Raw genomic sequence first — 16,778 nt, 5'->3', positions numbered from 1 at the left:
GGGCGGCCTTCTGCCGAGCCGCCGGGGCGCGCCACGGGCGTGACGGCCTCGGTGGTCGGTGGAGCGTCACGGCTCTGCCCGCGAGTGCCTCCGCCGTGTGCCCGGGGCTCCAGGCCCGCGCACGACGTGGGCGGCGCGTCAATGGCTCGGTCCGGCGGGCTCGGCTCGCACAGCGCCCCCCCCCCCGAGCGCCCATGTCACTCGCGCGCTCGTCCGAGCCGGCCCGGCGGGGGCGGTTCGTTGTGGGAGTGGTTCGCGCCGAGAGCTGGGGTGGTGAGGAGGGCGGATTCCTCCCAAGGTAGGAGGAGTCACGGCTTGAGCTGGGCCTACAGTGAATTCGTGCGCAACGATCGAGCCCTGTTTCGCGACACGGTCCTTGCCGTGGTGCTGGCCGCGGGCTCGCTCGCGTTGTTTCTCCTCTACGACGCCGCCGACCTCCTGTCCCAGCCGGGCCAGCCCCCCGGCGCGGTACGGTCGCCGGATCTGGTGGGCGGGGCGCTGGTCGTGCTGACGGCGGTGCCGCTGGCCGTCCGGCGGCAGTGGCCGGTCGGGGCGCTGCTGGCGAGCGCGGTCCCTGACACCCTGTTCAACGCGCTCGGCTACAGCATGGGCCTGGCCAGCGTGGCCGGGCTGGTGCTGCTGTACTCGGTGGCGGCCAGGCGCGGGCTGGCGGTGGCGCTGGCGGCGCTGATGTTCGCCGTGCTGGTCTATGCCACGGGCGCGCTGCTCAGCCCGCTCGACGCGCTGACCTGGGCGGACCATCTCGTCGTTGTGGTGCTCCTGGCCGGCGCCTGGGGAGTGGGCCGGGCCATCCGGCTGCGGCGGGCGTACTTCGAGGAGCTCAAGGACCGGGCGGCGCGGCTGGAGCGGGCCAGGGAGGCCGACACGCGGGCGGCGCGCGCCGAGGAGCGCTCGCGGATCGCGCGTGAGCTGCACGACGTGATCGCGCACCATGTGAGCGTGATGACGGTGCAGGCCGCGGCGGCGCGCAAGGTGCTGCTGTCCGATCCCGAACTGGCCAGCGAGGCGCTGTCGGCGGTCGAGCACACCGGGCGCAAGGCGATGGCGGAGATGCGCGACATCGTGGGCGTGCTGCGCGCCGGCTCGCCGGCCGAGCTGGGGCCGCAGCCCGGGATGTCGGCGTTGCCGGCACTGGTGGAGCAGATGCGCGAGGCGGGGCTGGCGACGCGGCTGACGGTCGAGGGGCACGAGACGCCTGTGCCCGCGGGGATTGAGCTGGCGGCCTATCGGCTGGTTCAGGAGGGCTTGACCAACAGTTTGCGGCACGCCGGGCCGGGTGCCGAGGCCGTGGTGACCGTACGGCACGAGCCGCGCGAACTGGACGTGCGGGTCGCCGACGACGGCCGGGGCGCGGCCGGAGTGGCGGCGCGGCCGGGGCATGGCTTGGTGGGGATTCGCGAGCGGGTGGCGCTTTATGGTGGAATCCTGAGCATCGGTCCTCGGCCGGGGGGCGGTTTCGAGGTGCGGGCGAGGTTCCCGCTGAAGGACGGAAGATGACGATCAGAGTGCTGCTGGTGGACGACCAGCCGCTGCTGCGTACCGGTTTCCGCCTGATTCTCGAGGCCGAGCCCGACATCACGGTGGTGGGCCAGGCCGGCGACGGCAAGGACGCGCAGGAACAGACCAGGGCGCTGCTGCCCGACGTGGTGCTGATGGACATCCGGATGCCCGGCGTCGACGGCATCGAGGCCACGCGGCGCATCGTGCGCGAGGCGGCGTCCGGGGCGCATGTGCCGAAGGTGCTGGTGCTGACGACGTTCGACCTGGACGAGTACATCGTGGAGGCGTTGCGGGCCGGGGCCTCGGGGTTCCTGCTCAAGGACGTACCGCCGGACGAGCTCGTGCAGGCGATCCGGGTCGTGGCCGACGGCGACGCGATCGTGGCGCCGAGTGTGACGCGGCGCCTGCTGGACCGGTTCGCGGCCAAGCTGCCCTCCGCCTACCAGGAGAGCACTCCGGCGCGGCTGGACCGGCTGACGGAGCGGGAGCTGGAGGTGCTCAAGCTCATCGCCAAGGGCATGTCCAACGCGGAGATCGCGGCCAAGCTGGTGGTGAGCGAGACCACGGTCAAGACGCACGTGGGCAACGTCCTGACCAAGCTCGGCCTGCGCGACCGCGTCCAGGCCGTGGTCCTGGCCTACGAAACCGGCCTGATCACCCCGGGCGCCCTGTCCTAGCCGCTGGGCGCGTTGGGCGAGCCCGGGGGCTGCCCGCCCCTGAAGGGCGCTGGGTTTCGCGTGGGCGACAGCCAGGGGCGCGCCGCGCGGCGGGGAGCCGCGCGGTGGAGGTCGGCGCGTGGTGCGGTGGCGAGCTGGGCAGCGGTGCCCGGCCCACGGATCGCCGTAGCGACGAGGACCACGTCAGACTGCCGGGCGACCTCGCACGGGCGCGCGCCCACGTCGGCGGGGGGCGTGTGGGTGGCTTGCCGTAACGGAAAACACGCCGTAGCGGAAAGCACGCCGTAACGGAAGAAGCCGCGGCGGAGAGCACCGCGCCCGCCGCGGCGACGGCGGGCGCGGCCTGGAAACGAACGGCGATCAGGGCGCAGCGGTCAACGACGGCGCCGGGGCGACGGCGTTCTCGGGGAAGTGACAGGCGACGCGGTGGCCGCTGGACAGTTCCTCGAGCGGTGGCTCCACCGTCTTGCAGATCTCCTGCGCCTTCCAGCAGCGCGTGTGGAAGCGGCACGCGGGCGGCGGGTTCAGCGGGCTGGGGACGTCACCGGTCAGCCGGATGCGCTCGCGGTCCTTGCGGTTCTTCGGGTCCGGCACCGGCACCGCCGACAGCAGCGCGTTGGTGTACGGGTGCATGGGCGAGCTGTAGAGCCGCTTGCGGTCGGCGATCTCGACGATCTTGCCGAGGTACATGACCGCGACCCGGTCGCTGATGTGGCGGACCACCGACAGGTCGTGGGCGATGACCACGTACGTCAGGTCGAGCTCGTTCTGCAGGTCTTCCAGAAGGTTGACGACCTGGGCCTGGATGGAGACGTCCAGGGCCGAGACGGGCTCGTCGGCGATGATCAGCTTGGGCTTGAGCGCGAGCGTGCGGGCGATGCCGATGCGCTGGCGCTGGCCGCCGGAGAACTCGTGCGGGTAGCGGTTGTAGTGCTCGGGGTTGAGGCCGACCAGCTCCAGGATCTCCTGGACCGCCTTCTTGACGCCGCCCTCGGTGTTGATCCCCTGGATGCGGAACGGCGCGCCGACGATGGCGCCGACCGTGTGCCGGGGGTTCAGGGAGGAGTACGGGTCCTGGAAGATCATCTGCATGTCGCGGCGGAGCGGCCGGAGCCGGCCCTGCGCCATGTGGGTGATGTCCTGGCCCTCGAAGACGACCTGGCCGCCCGTGGGCTCCAGGAGGCGGGTGACGAGGCGGCCGGTGGTGGACTTGCCGCAGCCGGACTCGCCGACCAGGCCCAGCGTCTCACCCTTGAAGACGTCGAAGGAGATCCCGTCGACGGCCTTGACCGCGCCGACCTGCCGCTTGAACAGGCCCTTGGTCACGGGGAAGTGCTTCTGCAGGTCCCGAACGGACAGCAGCGGCTCGTTTTCGCTCACTGGGTCTCCAGCACTGGCTTGATCTCATTCTCCCACAGCGTGCGCCGCTCGGTCTTGGCCATGTGGCAGCGCACCATGTGCCCGCCCTCGGTTTCGAGCAGGGCCGGGACCTCGGTGTTGGACTTGCCCTCGGTCCGGTCGGCGTAGGGGCAGCGCGGGTGGAACGCGCAGCCGTCGGGCACGTTGATGAGCGAAGGCGGCGAGCCCTTGATCGGCAGCAGCCGTTCGGTGCGCTCGCGGTCCAGCCGCGGCATCGATCCCAGTAGACCCCATGTGTAGGGGTGCTCGGGACGGTAGAAGATGTCTTCGGCGGCGCCGTACTCGATGCACTTTCCGCCGTACATCACCAGGATGTCGTCGGACAGTTCGGCGACGACGCCCAGGTCGTGGGTGATGATGATCAGCGCGGAGTTGAACTCCGTCTGAAGCTCGCGCATGAGGTCGAGGATCTGCGCCTGCACGGTCACGTCGAGCGCGGTGGTCGGCTCGTCGGCGATGAGCAGTTCCGGGTCGCACGACAGCGCCATCGCGATCATGGCGCGCTGGCGCATGCCGCCGGAGAACAGGTGCGGGTAGTCGTCGACGCGCTTGCCCGGGGTCGGGATGCCGACGCGGCCGAGCATGTCGATGGCGTGCTTGCGGGCGACCGACTTCGACACGTCGTGGTGGATGCGGTACGCCTCGATGATCTGGTCGCCGACCGTGTAGTACGGGTGCATGGCCGACAGCGGATCCTGGAAGATCATCGCCATCTTCTTGCCGCGCAGCCGGCGTACGTGCTCGGGCGTGGCGGAGACGAGCTCCTCGCCGTCGAGCCAGATCTCGCCGGAGATCTTGGCCCGGCCGCCCTTGTGCAGGCCGAGGATGCCGAGGCTGGTGACGGACTTGCCGGAGCCGGACTCGCCCACGATGCCGAGCGTCTTGCCGCGCTCAAGGCTGAACGACAGGCCGTCCACCGACTTGACCAGGCCGTCGTCGGTCGGGAAGTGGACCTTGAGGTCCTTCAGTTCCAGAAAGGTCACGACAGCCTCACTCTCGGGTCCACGACCGCGTAGAGCAGGTCGACGATCAGGTTGGCGGTGACCACGAAGAGAGCGGCCAGCAGGGTCACGCCCATGACCTTGGGCAGGTCCTGGTCGGTGATGGCCTGGATGGCGTACTTGCCGAGCCCGTTGAGGGAGAAGGCGCTCTCCGTCAGTACGGCGCCGCCGATGAGCAGGCCGAAGTCGAGACCGAAGATCGTGATGATGGGGGTCAGCGCCCCGCGCAGCCCGTGTTTGACGACCACTCTGCGTTCCTTCAGGCCCTTGGCCCTGGCGGTGCGGATGTAGTCCTCGTTCATGGTCTCCAGCATTCCGGCCCGAGTCAGGCGCGCGTACCCGGCGGCGAACTGGAAGGCCAGCGTCACCCATGGCAGGAGCAGCGCGTAGGCCCAGAGGGGCAGGGAGTCCTGGATGGTGGTGTAGGTGCCGCCCTGGGCGGCGAAGGCGAAGGGATTTCCGTAGGAGAAGACCTGGAGCGCGATGAGCGCGGTGAAGAAGATCGGCAGCGAGACTCCGGCCAGTGCGATGATCATCGCGGTCCGGTCGAAGACGCTGCCTCTTCGCAAGGCCGACAGCACGCCGATGCCCACTCCCAGGCCGACCCAGAGGACGGCGGCGCCCAGGGCGAGCGACAACGTGACCGGGAGCCGGTTCATCAGGTCGGGGAACACCGGCTGCTGCGTGATGAACGAGTAGCCCAGGCAGGGCGGCGGGCACTGCTCGACACCGGCGCCGTAGTCGTACTCCGCCCCGGCGACGATGCCCTTGACGTACCTCCCGTACTGGACGACCAGCGGGTCGTTGAACCCGAGCCGTTCCGCCGCGAGCTTGGCGGTCTCCCCGGTGGCGGTGCGGCCGACGTAGCGGCTGGCCATGCCCTCGGGGGTGGCGCCGGCGAGTTGCGGCACGAGGAAGAAGATCGCGAAGGTGACCATGCTGACGATGCCGAGCATGACCAGCGCGCCGATCAGACGCCTGATGATGTATGTGACCACAGTGCCCGGCCCGGTGGCCGCCGGGAGGATCGCTCCCGGCGGCCACCTGTGGCCTTCACCTGCCTTTAACTACTCGTTGACTGCGGGAAGAGGACCTACTCGACGCCCATCGCGACGTAGTCGTACATCTGCTGGCCGTCGGAGATGAGGACGTTGGTCACGCCCTTGCCGCGGACGAGCAGCGACTTGGCCCAGATGCCCGGCATGATGACGGACTCTTCCATGACCCGCTTGTCGATCTCCGCCCACATCGGCTCACGCTTGGTGATGTCGGCCTCGACGCGCGCCTTGTCGAGCATGGCGTCCACGTCGGGGATGCGGACCGAGGTGTTGGACGAGCCGCCGCCCTCACGGATGACGCGGCTGTCGGTGATCTGCTGCAGGAAGCCGTAGCCGTCAGGCCAGTCGGAGCCCCAGCCGTTGACGACCAGGCCCAGGTTCTCCTTCACGACGAAGGAGGGCTTGCCGGCGAAGCTGGAGAAGTAGTCCTTCAGCGGGTACGGCTTGATGGTGACGTTGATGCCGGCCCGGGCCAGCGAGTCCTTGATCGCCTCGGCGGTCGCCTTCTCCTTGGGGCGCTCGGCGCGGTAGGAGACGGAGGTCTCGAAGCCGTTCGGCTGACCGCACTTGGTCAGGTGCTCCTTGGCCTTGGCGATGTCGCCCTTGCCCTCGGGAGAGGGGTAGAGGTCGATCTTCTGGGCGCCGGGGATCGTCGGCGGCAGCAGGTTGGTCGCGATCTCGCCACCGGTCGGGCCGCCGTAGGCGGCGACGTAGCCGGTCTTGTCCATCGCGTACTGCACGGCGATCCGGCAGTCCTTGTTGTCGAACGGCTTCACCGTCGGGTTGATCGAGGTGTACCAGAGGCGCTGGATGGTGATGTTGTCGGCGCGAGCCTTCAGAGCCGGGTCCGGCAGGACCTTGCTCAGCGCGGCCGGCTGGACACCGGTGCCCTCGATGGCGACGTGGAGGTCACCGGAGATGACCCGGTTGTCCATGTCGTCGGCGTTGACGTTCGTCGTGACCTCGTACTTGTCCGGCAGGGCCGGACGGTTCGGGTCGACGGCCTCGCTCCAGTGCGGGTTACGGACCAGCGTGAAGCCCTTGCCGATCTCGTTCTTCTCGAACATGTACGGACCGGAGGAGATCACGTGCTCGCGGTACTTCGCGCCGGTGTCCTTGGCCTCGGGGACCGGGATCGTCGGCGACATCTGGACGATGTAGTCGAAGCCGGAGTAGGGCTCCTTGAGGTGGAAGACGACGGTCTTGTCGTCCGGGGCCTCGACGGCGGAGCTGAAGTCGGCGCCCTTCGACTTGTACGGGCCCTTGTAGTCCTTGGGCCAGTTCAGCATGTCGTTGAGGTAGGTGGGGCCGTTGGGGAAGGTCACCTTGTCGAAGGCGCGAGCCACCGCGTACGCGACGTCCTTGGCCACGATCGGGGTGCCGTCCTCGTACTTCAGGCCGTCACGCAGCGTGTAGGTCCAGGTCTTGAAGTCGGCGCTCGGCTTGCCGGCCTCCGCCGCCAGGTCCGGAACCGGCTTGGCGCCCTCGGCCCCGGGCTTGCCGGGGAAGAACATCAGGGCGCGGCCGTACAGCCGGATGAAGTTCCACGAGTAGCCGTAGTAGGTGTCGGCCGGGTCGAGGGAGTCCCAGTCACCGGAGTTCGCCAGCTTGAGGGTGCCGCCCTTCTTCGTGGACGGGTTGAACACCCCCGTCAGAGCAGCGTTGAACTCCTCCTTGGCGGCGGGCTTGCCTGACTCGCCGGCCTTGGGAGGCGTCTGGGTGCTGGTGCCTCCACAGGCCGCCAGGCCCATGGCGAGCGCCGCGACGAGCGCGGCCTTCGCCAGAGCGGGCTTTTTCATCATCTCTTACTACACCCCTTGTAGGTAGGAGCCAGGAAATTGCGGTGGTCGGTCATGCGGTGGTCGGGCAGGTCATCGGTTGCCGCGCGGGTCGAGCGCGTCGCGCAGGCCGTCTCCGAAGAGGTTGAAGGCGAGCACGGTGAGGAAGATCGCGAGACCCGGGAAGATCGCGTAGTGCGGGACGGTGTAGATGCGCGCCGCGTCGGAGAGCATGCCGCCCCAGGTCGGGGTCGGCGGGCGCACGCCCACACCGAGGAAGCTCAGCGCCGCCTCGAACAGGATGTTCGACGGGATCAGCAGCGTCGAGTAGATGAGGATCGGGGCCACGAGGTTGGGCAGGACCTCACGGAAGATGATGTACGGCCCGCGCGCCCCCAGGCTCCTGGCGGCGTCGACGAACTCCCGCTCGCGCAGCGAGAGCGTCTGGCCCCGGACGATACGCCCGATGTAGGGCCAGTTGAAGAAGCCGATGATGAAGATCAGCAGGGAGACGCGCAACGCGTCGCCGGAGAGCCCGAACGCCGTGTCGGGCACCACACCGGCCAGGGCGATGGCGAACACCAGCAGCGGGAAGGCCAGGAACACGTCCATGAGGCGGCTGATGACGGTGTCGACCCAGCCGCCGAAGAAGCCGGCCGTGACGCCGAGGATGGTGCCGATGCCGACCGAGAGCAGCGTGGCCAGGAAGGCGATGAGCAGCGAGATGCGCGCGCCGTAGACGACGCGGCTGAAGATGTCGCGGCCCCACTGCGGGTCGACGCCGAAGAGGTAGTCCCAGCTGATCCCGCCGAACCGGTCCTTGGGGATCTGGGTCTCCTGGTCGATCATGTCGCGGTGGAACTCGAGCGGCGGGTGCCCGAACCACTTCACGATCAGCGGAGCGAAGACCGCGACCAGGATCAGGAAGATGATGACGCCGGCGCCGACCATGGCGACCTTGTCGCGCTTCAGGCGCAACCACGCGATCTGCCCAAGTGAACGGCCCTGGATCGCCTTGCGGTCCACGCCCGTCACCACGGCTTCAGGAACTGCTTCCTTCGCCGACTCGGGAACATCCAGCGGTGCGGTCATGCGCGCCCTCCCACGCCCGCACCCGCAATGCCAGAAGTTGTGCGCATTGACTTCTGGCCCCCTGGGTTGCAGACGACATCGTCCGTTCGGCGGTGCCCGGTCAGGGACCGCCGTGATTGCAGGACCGTATGTCACGGCCCCAGGGTGCAGAATGTATGCGCTGAGCTGCGCTGACTAGTCCCTCAGACAGCTATGTGGCTCAACTGTGATTCTCGTGAAACTCATTCGTATTGATCTTGACGTGTTTGTCTACACGCAGTTCCGGTTGGGTCTCGGAACTGTGACATTGCACTGATTTCACCCGATACCGCGGCGCTTCAGGATCTCCTCGATGTCAGAGAAGTCATCGTCTTTTGTCCGCCCCTTGGCGGGGGCGGGCGACGGATTGACGGCCTGCGGCGCCGTAGCCGCCGGCGCGGCGGGCGTCTCGCCCGTCTTGACCCCGCTCTTGACCTTCGCCTGCTTGGGCTGCTTCGGTGTGGCCCCGCCGACGCCGCGCTTGCGCATCACGCCGGAGACCACGAACAGCACCACCGCCAGCCCCGCCAGCCCGACCCCCGCCCACACGAACGGGTTGATGATCCCCGCGACCAGCCCGGTCACGAACCCGACCACGGACGCCACGATCCCCCAGATCAGCGCATGGGCCCCGGTCAGGTAGGCGGCGATGGGCAGCAGCGACCACGCCACCCCGCGGATCCCGGCGGTGGCGCCCCTGCGCCGCCAGGCCAGGAAGCTCAGCACCAGCCCCAGGCCGGTGGCCCCGGCACAGACCGGCAGCCACAAAATGGTGTCGAACATGCCCACATCCCCTAGCTCTCGGTTACACCCATCCTGGCACGCGCACGCGCACCGCCCCCTCCTCCCTAAGAACGGCCCATCCCCTAGGGGAGGTTCCGCCGATCTCTTCTTCCGCCGACAGCGCGCGCTCGCGTCACCCCGACAGCGCGCGCTTGTGCCGCTCCGACGGCGCGCGCTGATGTCGCTCCGACGGCTTCGCCGTCTTTCTGCCTCTCCTTTACGGCTCCGCCCCCGCACACCCGCCCCACCGCCGTGCGCGAGCGCCCGTCAAGCGCCGCCGGTGAGGGCCCACGGGTCCCCGCCGCAACGCCGCCCCAAGACACGCGGCGCGGCCCCTGCCCGGGGGCCGAAAGACACGCCTCCACCCCGAGGCACGACCCGACCCCGCCAAGGGCCCACGGGCACGCGTCGGCCAAGGCACGCCCGGTGAGGCCCATATGCCGGTGGGTCCGGTGGAGTTAGACGGGGCGGGGTGCCGGGGTGTGGGTCGTGACCAGGTCGCGCAGGTGGGCCGTGGTCACCTGTGACAGGGAGGACACGACCAGGCGGCCTGGGGCGGGTTCTATGGGGAGGAGGCTGGGGACCGCCACCACCGCGCAGCCCGCGGCCGTTCCCGCCGCCACGCCGTTCGGGGAGTCCTCCAGGACCACGCTGCGGGCCGGGGAGACGTCCAGCAGGCCCGCGGCGGTCAGGTAGGGCTCGGGGTCGGGCTTGGTGCGTTCGACGTCGTCGGCGGTGATGATGACGTCGAAGCGGTCACGGCCCACGAAGGCCAGGATGGCTTCGGCGATCTCCTTGAGCGACGAGGTGACCAGCCCCACCGGCACGCCTTCGGCGCGCAGGGCCTCCACCAGTTCCAGGGCGCCGGGCATGACGTCGACGCCGCCCGCGAGGCGGGCCACCATGCCGTCGATCATCCAGGTGCGCAGGGTCTGCGGGGGCACCGAGGAGCCGGACACGTCCAGCATGTAGGCGACGGTGCGCTCCATGGAGCCGCCGACGAGGTGGGTCTGGTGCTCGTGGTTCCATTCGCCGCCGAGCCTGGCCATGCAGTCGGTCTCCACCAGCAGCCACACCTTCTCGGTGTCGACCAGAAGCCCGTCCATGTCGAAGAACGCCGCGTCCATCCATCCCCCGTTCCGTCCGGTTGTCACCCCTGCCCAGGGGCAGAGTTCAACAGCCGCCCCGAGCCTCCACATTCCCAGCCGCCGAAAATTCTCCGTCGACCGGGTCCCACGAAGCGCCCCAACAGCCTTGGCACCACCTATCTCCCCAGGTAGCACCTTCCCAGCGGGCCCCATAGCCCAACCCCGCACCCTCCCAGCCCCCCGCCAGAACCCTCCGCGTCCAGATCGCGTGCGACCCGGACCCGAAGACCCGGGCCGGGCGGGAGCTCGCCGGCGGGTAACGGCGCGCGCCTGTTCACCGAGACGACCGAGCCGGAGCGCCGGGCAGGCCGGTGGCCACGGTGGGTGGCCGGGCGTGCCTTGTCGCGGTGGGGCGTGTGTCCGGCTGCCGGGCGCACGGACCGAGCGGCCCGCCCGCGACGGCGGGCGGTGGCCTGCCCGGCTTGCCGTAACGGAGAACAGGCCGGACGAACCGCGAGGCGGCCCGCCCGAACCGGCGCACGGCGGCCTGGAGCGCCTACACGTTGAAGTACTTCGCCTCCGGGTGGTGGGCGACGAGGGCGCTGGTGGCCTGTTCGGGGTGGAGCTGGAACTCCTCCGACAGGGTCACCCCGATGCGCTCCGGGTCCAGCAGCTGGAAGAGCTGGACCTGGTCCTCGAGGTTGGGGCAGGCGGGGTAGCCGAAGGAGTAGCGGCAGCCCTGGATGTTGACCTTGAGCATGTCGTCCAGCGACTCCTCGCCCCCGATGCCCCACTCGGAGCGGACGCGGGCGTGCCAGTACTCGGCGAGCGCCTCGGTGAGCTGGACGGACAGGCCGTGGAGTTCGAGGTAGTCGCGGTAGGCGTCCTTGGCGAACAGTTCGGCGGTGGCCTCGGAGATCTTGCCGCCCATCGTGGCCACCTGGAAGCCGACCATGTCGACCTCGCCCGAGTCCTTGGAGCGGAAGAAGTCCGACAGGCACAGGTGCCGGTCGCGGCGCTGGCGCGGGAAGGTGAAGCGGGTGCGCTCGTTTCCGGCGTCGTCGAGGATGATGAGCGAGTCGCCGTCGCTGACGCACGGGAAGTAGCCGTAGACGACCGCCGCCTCCAGCAGGCCCTCGGTCTGCATGCGGTCGAGCCACATGCGCAGCCTCGGGCGGCCCTCGGTCTCGACGAGCTCCTCGTAGCCGGGTCCGTCGCCGCCGCGGGTGGGCTTGAGTCCCCACTGGCCGAGGAAGAGCGCGCGCTCGTCCAGGAAGGCGGAGTACTCGGCGAGCGAGATGCCCTTGACGATGCGGTCGCCGGTGAACGGCGAGCGCGGCAGCGGGTTGTCGGCGGCCACGTCGGAGCGGGCGGGCAGCGCCTCCACGGGTGTGCGGACCAGGGTGGCGCCGGACTTGACGCGGCGCTCGCGCAGCGGCGGCAGCGTCGCGCCCGCCACGCCGCGCTTGACGGCCATGAAGGAGTCCATGAGGCGCAGGCCCTCGAAGGCGTCACGGGCGTAGCGGACCTCGCCCTGGAAGAGCTCGGCGAGGTCCTGCTCGACGTAGGCGCGGGTGAGGGCGGCGCCGCCGAGCAGCACCGGGTAGCGCTCGGAGATGCCGCGGGAGTTCATCTCCTCGAGGTTCTCCTTCATGATGACGGTCGACTTGACCAGCAGGCCGGACATGCCGATGACGTCGGCCTTCTGCTCGTCGGCGGCCTCCAGGATGGCGCTGACCGGCTGCTTGATGCCGAGGTTGACGACCTCGTAGCCGTTGTTGGACAGGATGATGTCGACGAGGTTCTTGCCGATGTCGTGGACGTCGCCCTTGACGGTGGCCAGCACGATGCGGCCCTTGGTCTCGCCCTCGACCTTCTCCATGTGGGGTTCGAGGTGGGCGACGGCGGTCTTCATGACCTCCGCCGACTGCAGCACGAACGGCAGCTGCATCTGCCCGGAGCCGAACAGCTCGCCGACGGTCTTCATCCCGTCGAGCAGCGTGTCGTTGATGATCTCCAGGGCGGGGCGCTGGCCGAGGGCCTCGTCGAGGTCGGCCTCCAGGCCCTTCTTCTCGCCGTCGATGATGCGGTGCTTGAGCCGCTCCCCCAGCGGCATGGCGGCGAGCTCGGCCGACTTGCTCTGGCGCATCGCGGCGGCGTCGACGCCTTCGAACAGGTCCATGTAGCGCTGCAGCGGGTCGTAGCCCTCGCGGCGGCGGTCGTAGACCATGTCGAGGGCGACCTGGCGCTGCTCGTCGGGGATGCGGGCCATCGGCAGGATCTTGGAGGCGTGCACGATGGCCGAGTCGAGGCCGGCGTTGACGCACTCGTTGAGGAAGACCGAGTTGAGCACGATGCGGGCGGCCGGGTTGAGGCCGAAGGAGATGTTCGACAGGCCCAGCGTCGTCTGCACGCCCGGGTAGCGCCGCTTGAGCTCGCGGATGGCCTCGATGGTCTCGACGCCGTCGCGGCGGGTCTCCTCCTGGCCGGTGGCGATGGGGAAGGTCAGGCAGTCGACGATGATGTCCTCGACGCGCATGCCCCAGTTGCCGGTCAGGTCGTCGATGAGGCGGCTGGCGACGCGCACCTTCCAGTCGGCGGTGCGGGCCTGGCCCTCCTCGTCGATGGTCAGGGCGACGACGGCGGAGCCGTGCTCGCTGACCAGCCGCATGATCTTCTGGAAGCGGGAGTCGGGGCCGTCGCCGTCCTCGTAGTTGACGGAGTTGACGGCGGCGCGCCCGCCCAGCATCTCCAGGCCGGCCCGCAGGACCTCGGGCTCGGTGGAGTCGAGCATGATCGGCAGCGTGGAGGCGGTGGCGAAGCGGAAGGCCAGTTCCTTCATGTCGGCCACGCCGTCGCGGCCGACGTAGTCGACGCACAGGTCGAGCATGTGGGCGCCGCCGCGGGCCTGGTCGCGAGCGGTCTCGACGCAGTCGTCCCAGCGGCCTTCGAGCATGGCCTCGCGGAAGGCCTTGGAGCCGTTGGTGTTGCAGCGCTCGCCGATGGCCAGGTAGCTGGTGTCCTGGCGGAAGGGGACCGTCTGGTAGAGCGAGGAGGCGCCGGGCTCGGGGTGGGGGCGGCGGTTGACCACCTCGCGCCCGCGCACGCGGTCGACGACCTGGCGCAGGTGCTCGGGGGTGGTGCCGCAGCAGCCGCCGACCAGGGACAGGCCGTAGTCGCGGGTGAACGTCTCGTGCGCGTCGGACAGCTCTTCCGCGCTGAGCGGGTAGTAGGCGCCGTCGGAGGTGAGCACGGGCAGGCCCGCGTTGGGCATGCACGACAGCCTGGTACGCGAGTGGCGGGCGAGGTAGCGCAGGTGCTCGCTCATCTCGGCCGGCCCGGTGGCGCAGTTGAGGCCGATGACGTCGACGCCGAGGGGTTCGATCGCGGTGAGCGCCGCGCCGATCTCGGAGCCGAGCAGCATGGCGCCGTTGGTCTCGATGGTGACCTGGGCGATGACCGGCACGTCGCGCCCGGAGTCGGCCACGGCTCGCTTGGCGCCGATGACGGCCGCCTTGACCTGGAGGAGGTCCTGGCAGGTCTCGATGATGAGCGCGTCGGCGCCGCCGGAGATCAGACCGGCCGCGTTGTCCATGTAGGCGTCGCGCAGCTTCTCGTACGGCAGGTGCCCCAGCGTCGGCAGCTTGGTGCCCGGCCCCATGGAGCCGAGGACGAAGCGCGGGTGGTCGGGCGTGGACCAGTGGTCGGCGCGCTCGCGCGCGATGCGCGCCCCGGCCTCCGAGTACTCGAAGACACGCTCGGGGATGTCGTACTCGCCCAGCGCCGCGAGGTTCGCGCCGAAGGTGTTGGTCTCCACGCAGTCGACGCCCACCTCGAAGTAGGCGTCGTGCACGCTCTGCACGATGTCGGGCCGGGTGACGTTGAGGACCTCGTTGCACCCTTCGAGGTCCAGGAAGTCCTCGAGGGTGGGATCGGCTGCCTGCAGCATCGTCCCCATGGCCCCGTCGGCGACCATTACGCGCTGGGACAGTACTTCGCGGAAGGATGGGGAGTCGCTCATGGGCCCCAGCTTATCGGCTGCGATCGAGGCGCTATGGTGCCGGGGAAGATATTCAATAAAGCGTCCAATAGGAGGCGCTGTGCGTTATCAGACCATTCTCGTCGGGACCGACGGTTCGGCCTCCTCTCTGCGCGCCGTCACGGCCGCCGCAGAACTGGCCGCGGCGACCAGCGCCCGGCTGGTGGTGGCCTGCGCCTACCTGCCGATGCGCGAGAGCGAGCGGGCCCCGGCCGCCGACCGGCTGGGCGAGCTGGCGTACAAGGTGAGCGGGTCGACGCCGGCCGAGGACACGCTGCGGGCGGCGCGCGAGAGCGCGGTGGCCGCGGGGGCCGGGGAGGTCGTGCTGGCCGCCGAGGCGGGCGAGGCCGTGGACGTGCTGGTCAGGCTGGCCCACGAGCACCGGGCCGAACTGCTCGTGGTGGGCAACAGGGGGCTGAACTCGCTGGCCGGGCGGCTACTGGGATCGGTGCCCTCCGGCGTCTCGCACCGGGCCGGGTGCGACGTGCTCATCGTGCGCACCACGTCGGGGCGGTGACGCCCGTACCAGGCAGTACGCCCGTGGCGCAACGAGATCAGTGACGCGAGACCCCCCTCAGCGCATAGGCTTAGTCGAATGCCAGCCGAAGGAGGAGGCGACACGTGATCGAGCTCGAAAGGTTCCCCGAGCTCGTCGACCCGGTGCTGATCGCCGCGTTCGAGGGGTGGAACGACGCGGGCGAGGCCTCCAGCGGTGTCATCAGCCACCTGGAGAGCGCCTGGAAGGCGGAGCCGCTGACCGAGCTCGATCCCGAAGACTATTACGACTTCCAGGTGACCAGGCCGGTGGTGGAGCTGACCGACGGGGCCGAGCGTCGCATCGTCTGGCCGACGACGCGGTTCTCGCTGGCCAGGCCGCCGGGGTCCGAGCGCGACGTGGTGCTGCTGCGCGGCATCGAGCCGAACATGCGCTGGAAGTCGTTCTGCGAGGAGATCATCGAGGTCTGCCGCGAGCTGGGCATCGAGACGACGGTCATGCTGGGCGCCCTGCTCAACGACTCGCCGCACACCCGCCCCGTGCCGATCCTGGGCACCGCCTCCGACGAGGGGCTGGCGCGTTCGCTCAACCTGGAGCTCAGCCGCTACGAGGGCCCGACGGGCATCGTGGGGGTGCTGCAGCACGCCTTCGCGCTGGGCGGGCTGAGCGCGATCTCCCTGTGGGCCTCGGTGCCCCACTACGTCGCCCAGCCGCCCAACCCGAAGGCGACGCTGGCGCTGCTGCGCCGCCTGGAGGACGTGCTGGAGATCTCCATGCCGCTCGGCGAGCTCGACGAGGAGGCGCGCGCGTGGGAGCACGGCGTGGACGAGCTGGCCTCGCAGGACAGCGAGGTGGCCGAGTACGTCAAGGAGCTGGAGGAGCGCAAGGACGCCGCGGAGCTGCCCGAGGCCAGTGGCGATGCCATCGCGGCGGAGTTCGAGCGGTATCTGCGGCGCCGCGACCGCGATACTGACAGCTGATTCTCAGGTCATTGTTGCCATATTTCTCCCGGGTTTCAGGTAATAATCAGTGACCCGCGCCATTTGTACACAGTTGGAACACCAGCCGGCAACAATTGCATAACCAGGAGAAACACGGCTCCATAACAACGGCGAAATCGCCGGGTGCCACGTCGAACCTACCCATGTGACTGCGCACGTTAGGCCAACCATGGCGACTCCCCACCTAGATCCGCACCAAAGAAGTCAGGACACCAGGCGGCGCGTACTCGAGATGGCCGTCTCGCTCCGCGAGGACCGCACCGGCGGGCCCGTGGACCACTTCCTCGCCCTGCTCCAGGATCGCCTGCCCCTGTGGCTGCGCATCCTGCACGACCTCTCGCACCTGGTCGGCAAGGGCCGCGTCAACGACAACCTGCTGCCCATCGCACGGGCCGGGATCGACTACTACGCCGAGATCCAGTCGGCGGCGCTGCCCGCCTTCACCTCGCCCAGCGTGACGGTCCGCTTCCGTGAGGCGATCCGCGACAACGGCCTCGGGCCGCTGGCCGAGATCGCGCCGCTGGCCGCCTACCTCGGGGCCGAGCAGCGGATCGGCCGGGTGACCGCCGCGGCGGATCCCGATGCCAGCGCCCGCCTCCTGCTGGCGGGATGCTTCAGGCACGCCTACAACGAGATGTTCTTCGGGGCCTATTCCGGGCCCACGCGGGACGTGAGCGCTGAGGAGATCGTTCGCGAGCTTCGGCTGGAATCCGGGTAACTTGAATCCGGGTAAATAGTCATAAATCGCTTTGAGGGTACGGCGGAGCGTCGCCGTACCCTCTTCGTTGTCCGCGAGCCCCGGAGGAG

13 protein-coding genes are annotated in these 16,778 nt (G+C 69.5%); 5 read left to right on the top strand and 8 right to left on the bottom strand.

Features of this window, described 5'->3' with window-relative positions:
• Window positions 1-339: 339 nt before the first annotated feature.
• Both ACIBHY_RS08405 and ACIBHY_RS08400 read left to right on the top strand, forming a co-directional pair.
• Window positions 340-1,518 carry a histidine kinase gene (locus ACIBHY_RS08405; RefSeq protein WP_397250026.1) on the top strand — a complete coding sequence of 393 codons (1,179 nt, stop codon included), beginning with the start codon at window positions 340-342 and terminating at the stop codon, window positions 1,516-1,518.
• Window positions 1,515-2,198, top strand: a complete 684-nt coding sequence (locus ACIBHY_RS08400; RefSeq protein WP_379622191.1) for a response regulator — start codon at window positions 1,515-1,517, stop codon at window positions 2,196-2,198. The genes ACIBHY_RS08405 and ACIBHY_RS08400 overlap by 4 nt, the downstream gene beginning before the upstream one ends.
• 360 nt (window positions 2,199-2,558) lie before the next feature.
• Here ACIBHY_RS08400 and ACIBHY_RS08395 read toward each other — a convergent pair whose 3' ends face one another.
• The 8 genes from ACIBHY_RS08395 to metH form a co-directional block, all read right to left on the bottom strand.
• Window positions 2,559-3,578, bottom strand: coding sequence for an ABC transporter ATP-binding protein (locus ACIBHY_RS08395; RefSeq protein WP_397250028.1), 1,020 nt, complete (start codon window positions 3,576-3,578; stop codon window positions 2,559-2,561).
• On the bottom strand, window positions 3,575-4,600 hold the full coding sequence (locus ACIBHY_RS08390) for an ABC transporter ATP-binding protein (protein ID WP_397250030.1): 1,026 nt from the start codon (window positions 4,598-4,600) through the stop codon (window positions 3,575-3,577). Before ACIBHY_RS08390 ends, ACIBHY_RS08395 begins: the two co-directional genes overlap by 4 nt.
• Entirely contained in the window at window positions 4,597-5,616 is a 1,020-nt protein-coding gene (locus ACIBHY_RS08385) for an ABC transporter permease (RefSeq protein ID WP_397250032.1), read from the bottom strand. Before ACIBHY_RS08385 ends, ACIBHY_RS08390 begins: the two co-directional genes overlap by 4 nt.
• A 95-nt stretch (window positions 5,617-5,711) precedes the next feature.
• Window positions 5,712-7,478: an ABC transporter substrate-binding protein gene (locus tag ACIBHY_RS08380; RefSeq protein WP_397250034.1), complete on the bottom strand. Its 1,767-nt coding sequence runs from the start codon at window positions 7,476-7,478 to the stop codon at window positions 5,712-5,714.
• A 69-nt stretch (window positions 7,479-7,547) separates the two neighbouring features.
• A complete protein-coding gene (locus ACIBHY_RS08375; protein ID WP_397250036.1) occupies window positions 7,548-8,546 on the bottom strand; it encodes an ABC transporter permease in 999 nt (332 codons plus the stop codon).
• A 297-nt stretch (window positions 8,547-8,843) separates the two neighbouring features.
• Window positions 8,844-9,347 (bottom strand): cellulose synthase, encoded by a 504-nt coding sequence (locus ACIBHY_RS08370; protein WP_397250038.1) that lies wholly within the window; start codon window positions 9,345-9,347, stop codon window positions 8,844-8,846.
• A gap of 458 nt (window positions 9,348-9,805) precedes the next feature.
• Window positions 9,806-10,474, bottom strand: coding sequence for an HAD family hydrolase (locus ACIBHY_RS08365; protein ID WP_397250040.1), 669 nt, complete (start codon window positions 10,472-10,474; stop codon window positions 9,806-9,808).
• Window positions 10,475-10,991: 517 nt separating this feature from the next.
• A complete protein-coding gene (gene metH, locus ACIBHY_RS08360; protein ID WP_397250042.1) occupies window positions 10,992-14,456 on the bottom strand; it encodes a methionine synthase in 3,465 nt (1,154 codons plus the stop codon).
• A gap of 79 nt (window positions 14,457-14,535) precedes the next feature.
• Here metH and ACIBHY_RS08355 point away from each other — a divergent pair, with 79 nt between their 5' ends.
• From ACIBHY_RS08355 to ACIBHY_RS08345, 3 genes are all read left to right on the top strand, one after another.
• Window positions 14,536-14,991, top strand: a complete 456-nt coding sequence (locus tag ACIBHY_RS08355; protein ID WP_397306308.1) for a universal stress protein — start codon at window positions 14,536-14,538, stop codon at window positions 14,989-14,991.
• A 104-nt stretch (window positions 14,992-15,095) separates the two neighbouring features.
• Window positions 15,096-15,950 (top strand): PAC2 family protein, encoded by an 855-nt coding sequence (locus ACIBHY_RS08350; RefSeq protein WP_184968192.1) that lies wholly within the window; start codon window positions 15,096-15,098, stop codon window positions 15,948-15,950.
• A gap of 253 nt (window positions 15,951-16,203) precedes the next feature.
• Complete coding sequence (locus tag ACIBHY_RS08345; protein WP_379622212.1) at window positions 16,204-16,689, top strand: hypothetical protein; 486 nt, start codon at window positions 16,204-16,206, stop codon at window positions 16,687-16,689.
• Window positions 16,690-16,778: the final 89 nt, after the last annotated feature.

It is taken from the genome of Nonomuraea sp. NPDC050547 (genome assembly GCF_044457345.1).
GTDB lineage: Bacteria > Actinomycetota > Actinomycetes > Streptosporangiales > Streptosporangiaceae > Nonomuraea.
The sequence above is the reverse complement of the archived record's forward strand: the minus strand, read 5'-3'. Positions and strand labels throughout refer to the sequence as shown.

Bases quoted from the DNA above. Each gene is read 5' to 3' on its own strand.
- ACIBHY_RS08380 (WP_397250034.1), bottom strand. From the start codon at position 7,478: ATGATGAAAAAGCCCGCTCTGGCGAAGGCCGCGCTCGTCGCGGCGCTC.
- ACIBHY_RS08400 (WP_379622191.1), top strand. From the start codon at position 1,515: ATGACGATCAGAGTGCTGCTGGTGGACGACCAGCCGCTGCTGCGTACC.
- ACIBHY_RS08370 (WP_397250038.1), bottom strand. From the start codon at position 9,347: ATGTTCGACACCATTTTGTGGCTGCCGGTCTGTGCCGGGGCCACCGGC.
- ACIBHY_RS08345 (WP_379622212.1), top strand. From the start codon at position 16,204: ATGGCCGTCTCGCTCCGCGAGGACCGCACCGGCGGGCCCGTGGACCAC.
- ACIBHY_RS08365 (WP_397250040.1), bottom strand. From the start codon at position 10,474: ATGGACGCGGCGTTCTTCGACATGGACGGGCTTCTGGTCGACACCGAG.
- metH (WP_397250042.1), bottom strand. From the start codon at position 14,456: ATGAGCGACTCCCCATCCTTCCGCGAAGTACTGTCCCAGCGCGTAATG.
- ACIBHY_RS08375 (WP_397250036.1), bottom strand. From the start codon at position 8,546: ATGACCGCACCGCTGGATGTTCCCGAGTCGGCGAAGGAAGCAGTTCCT.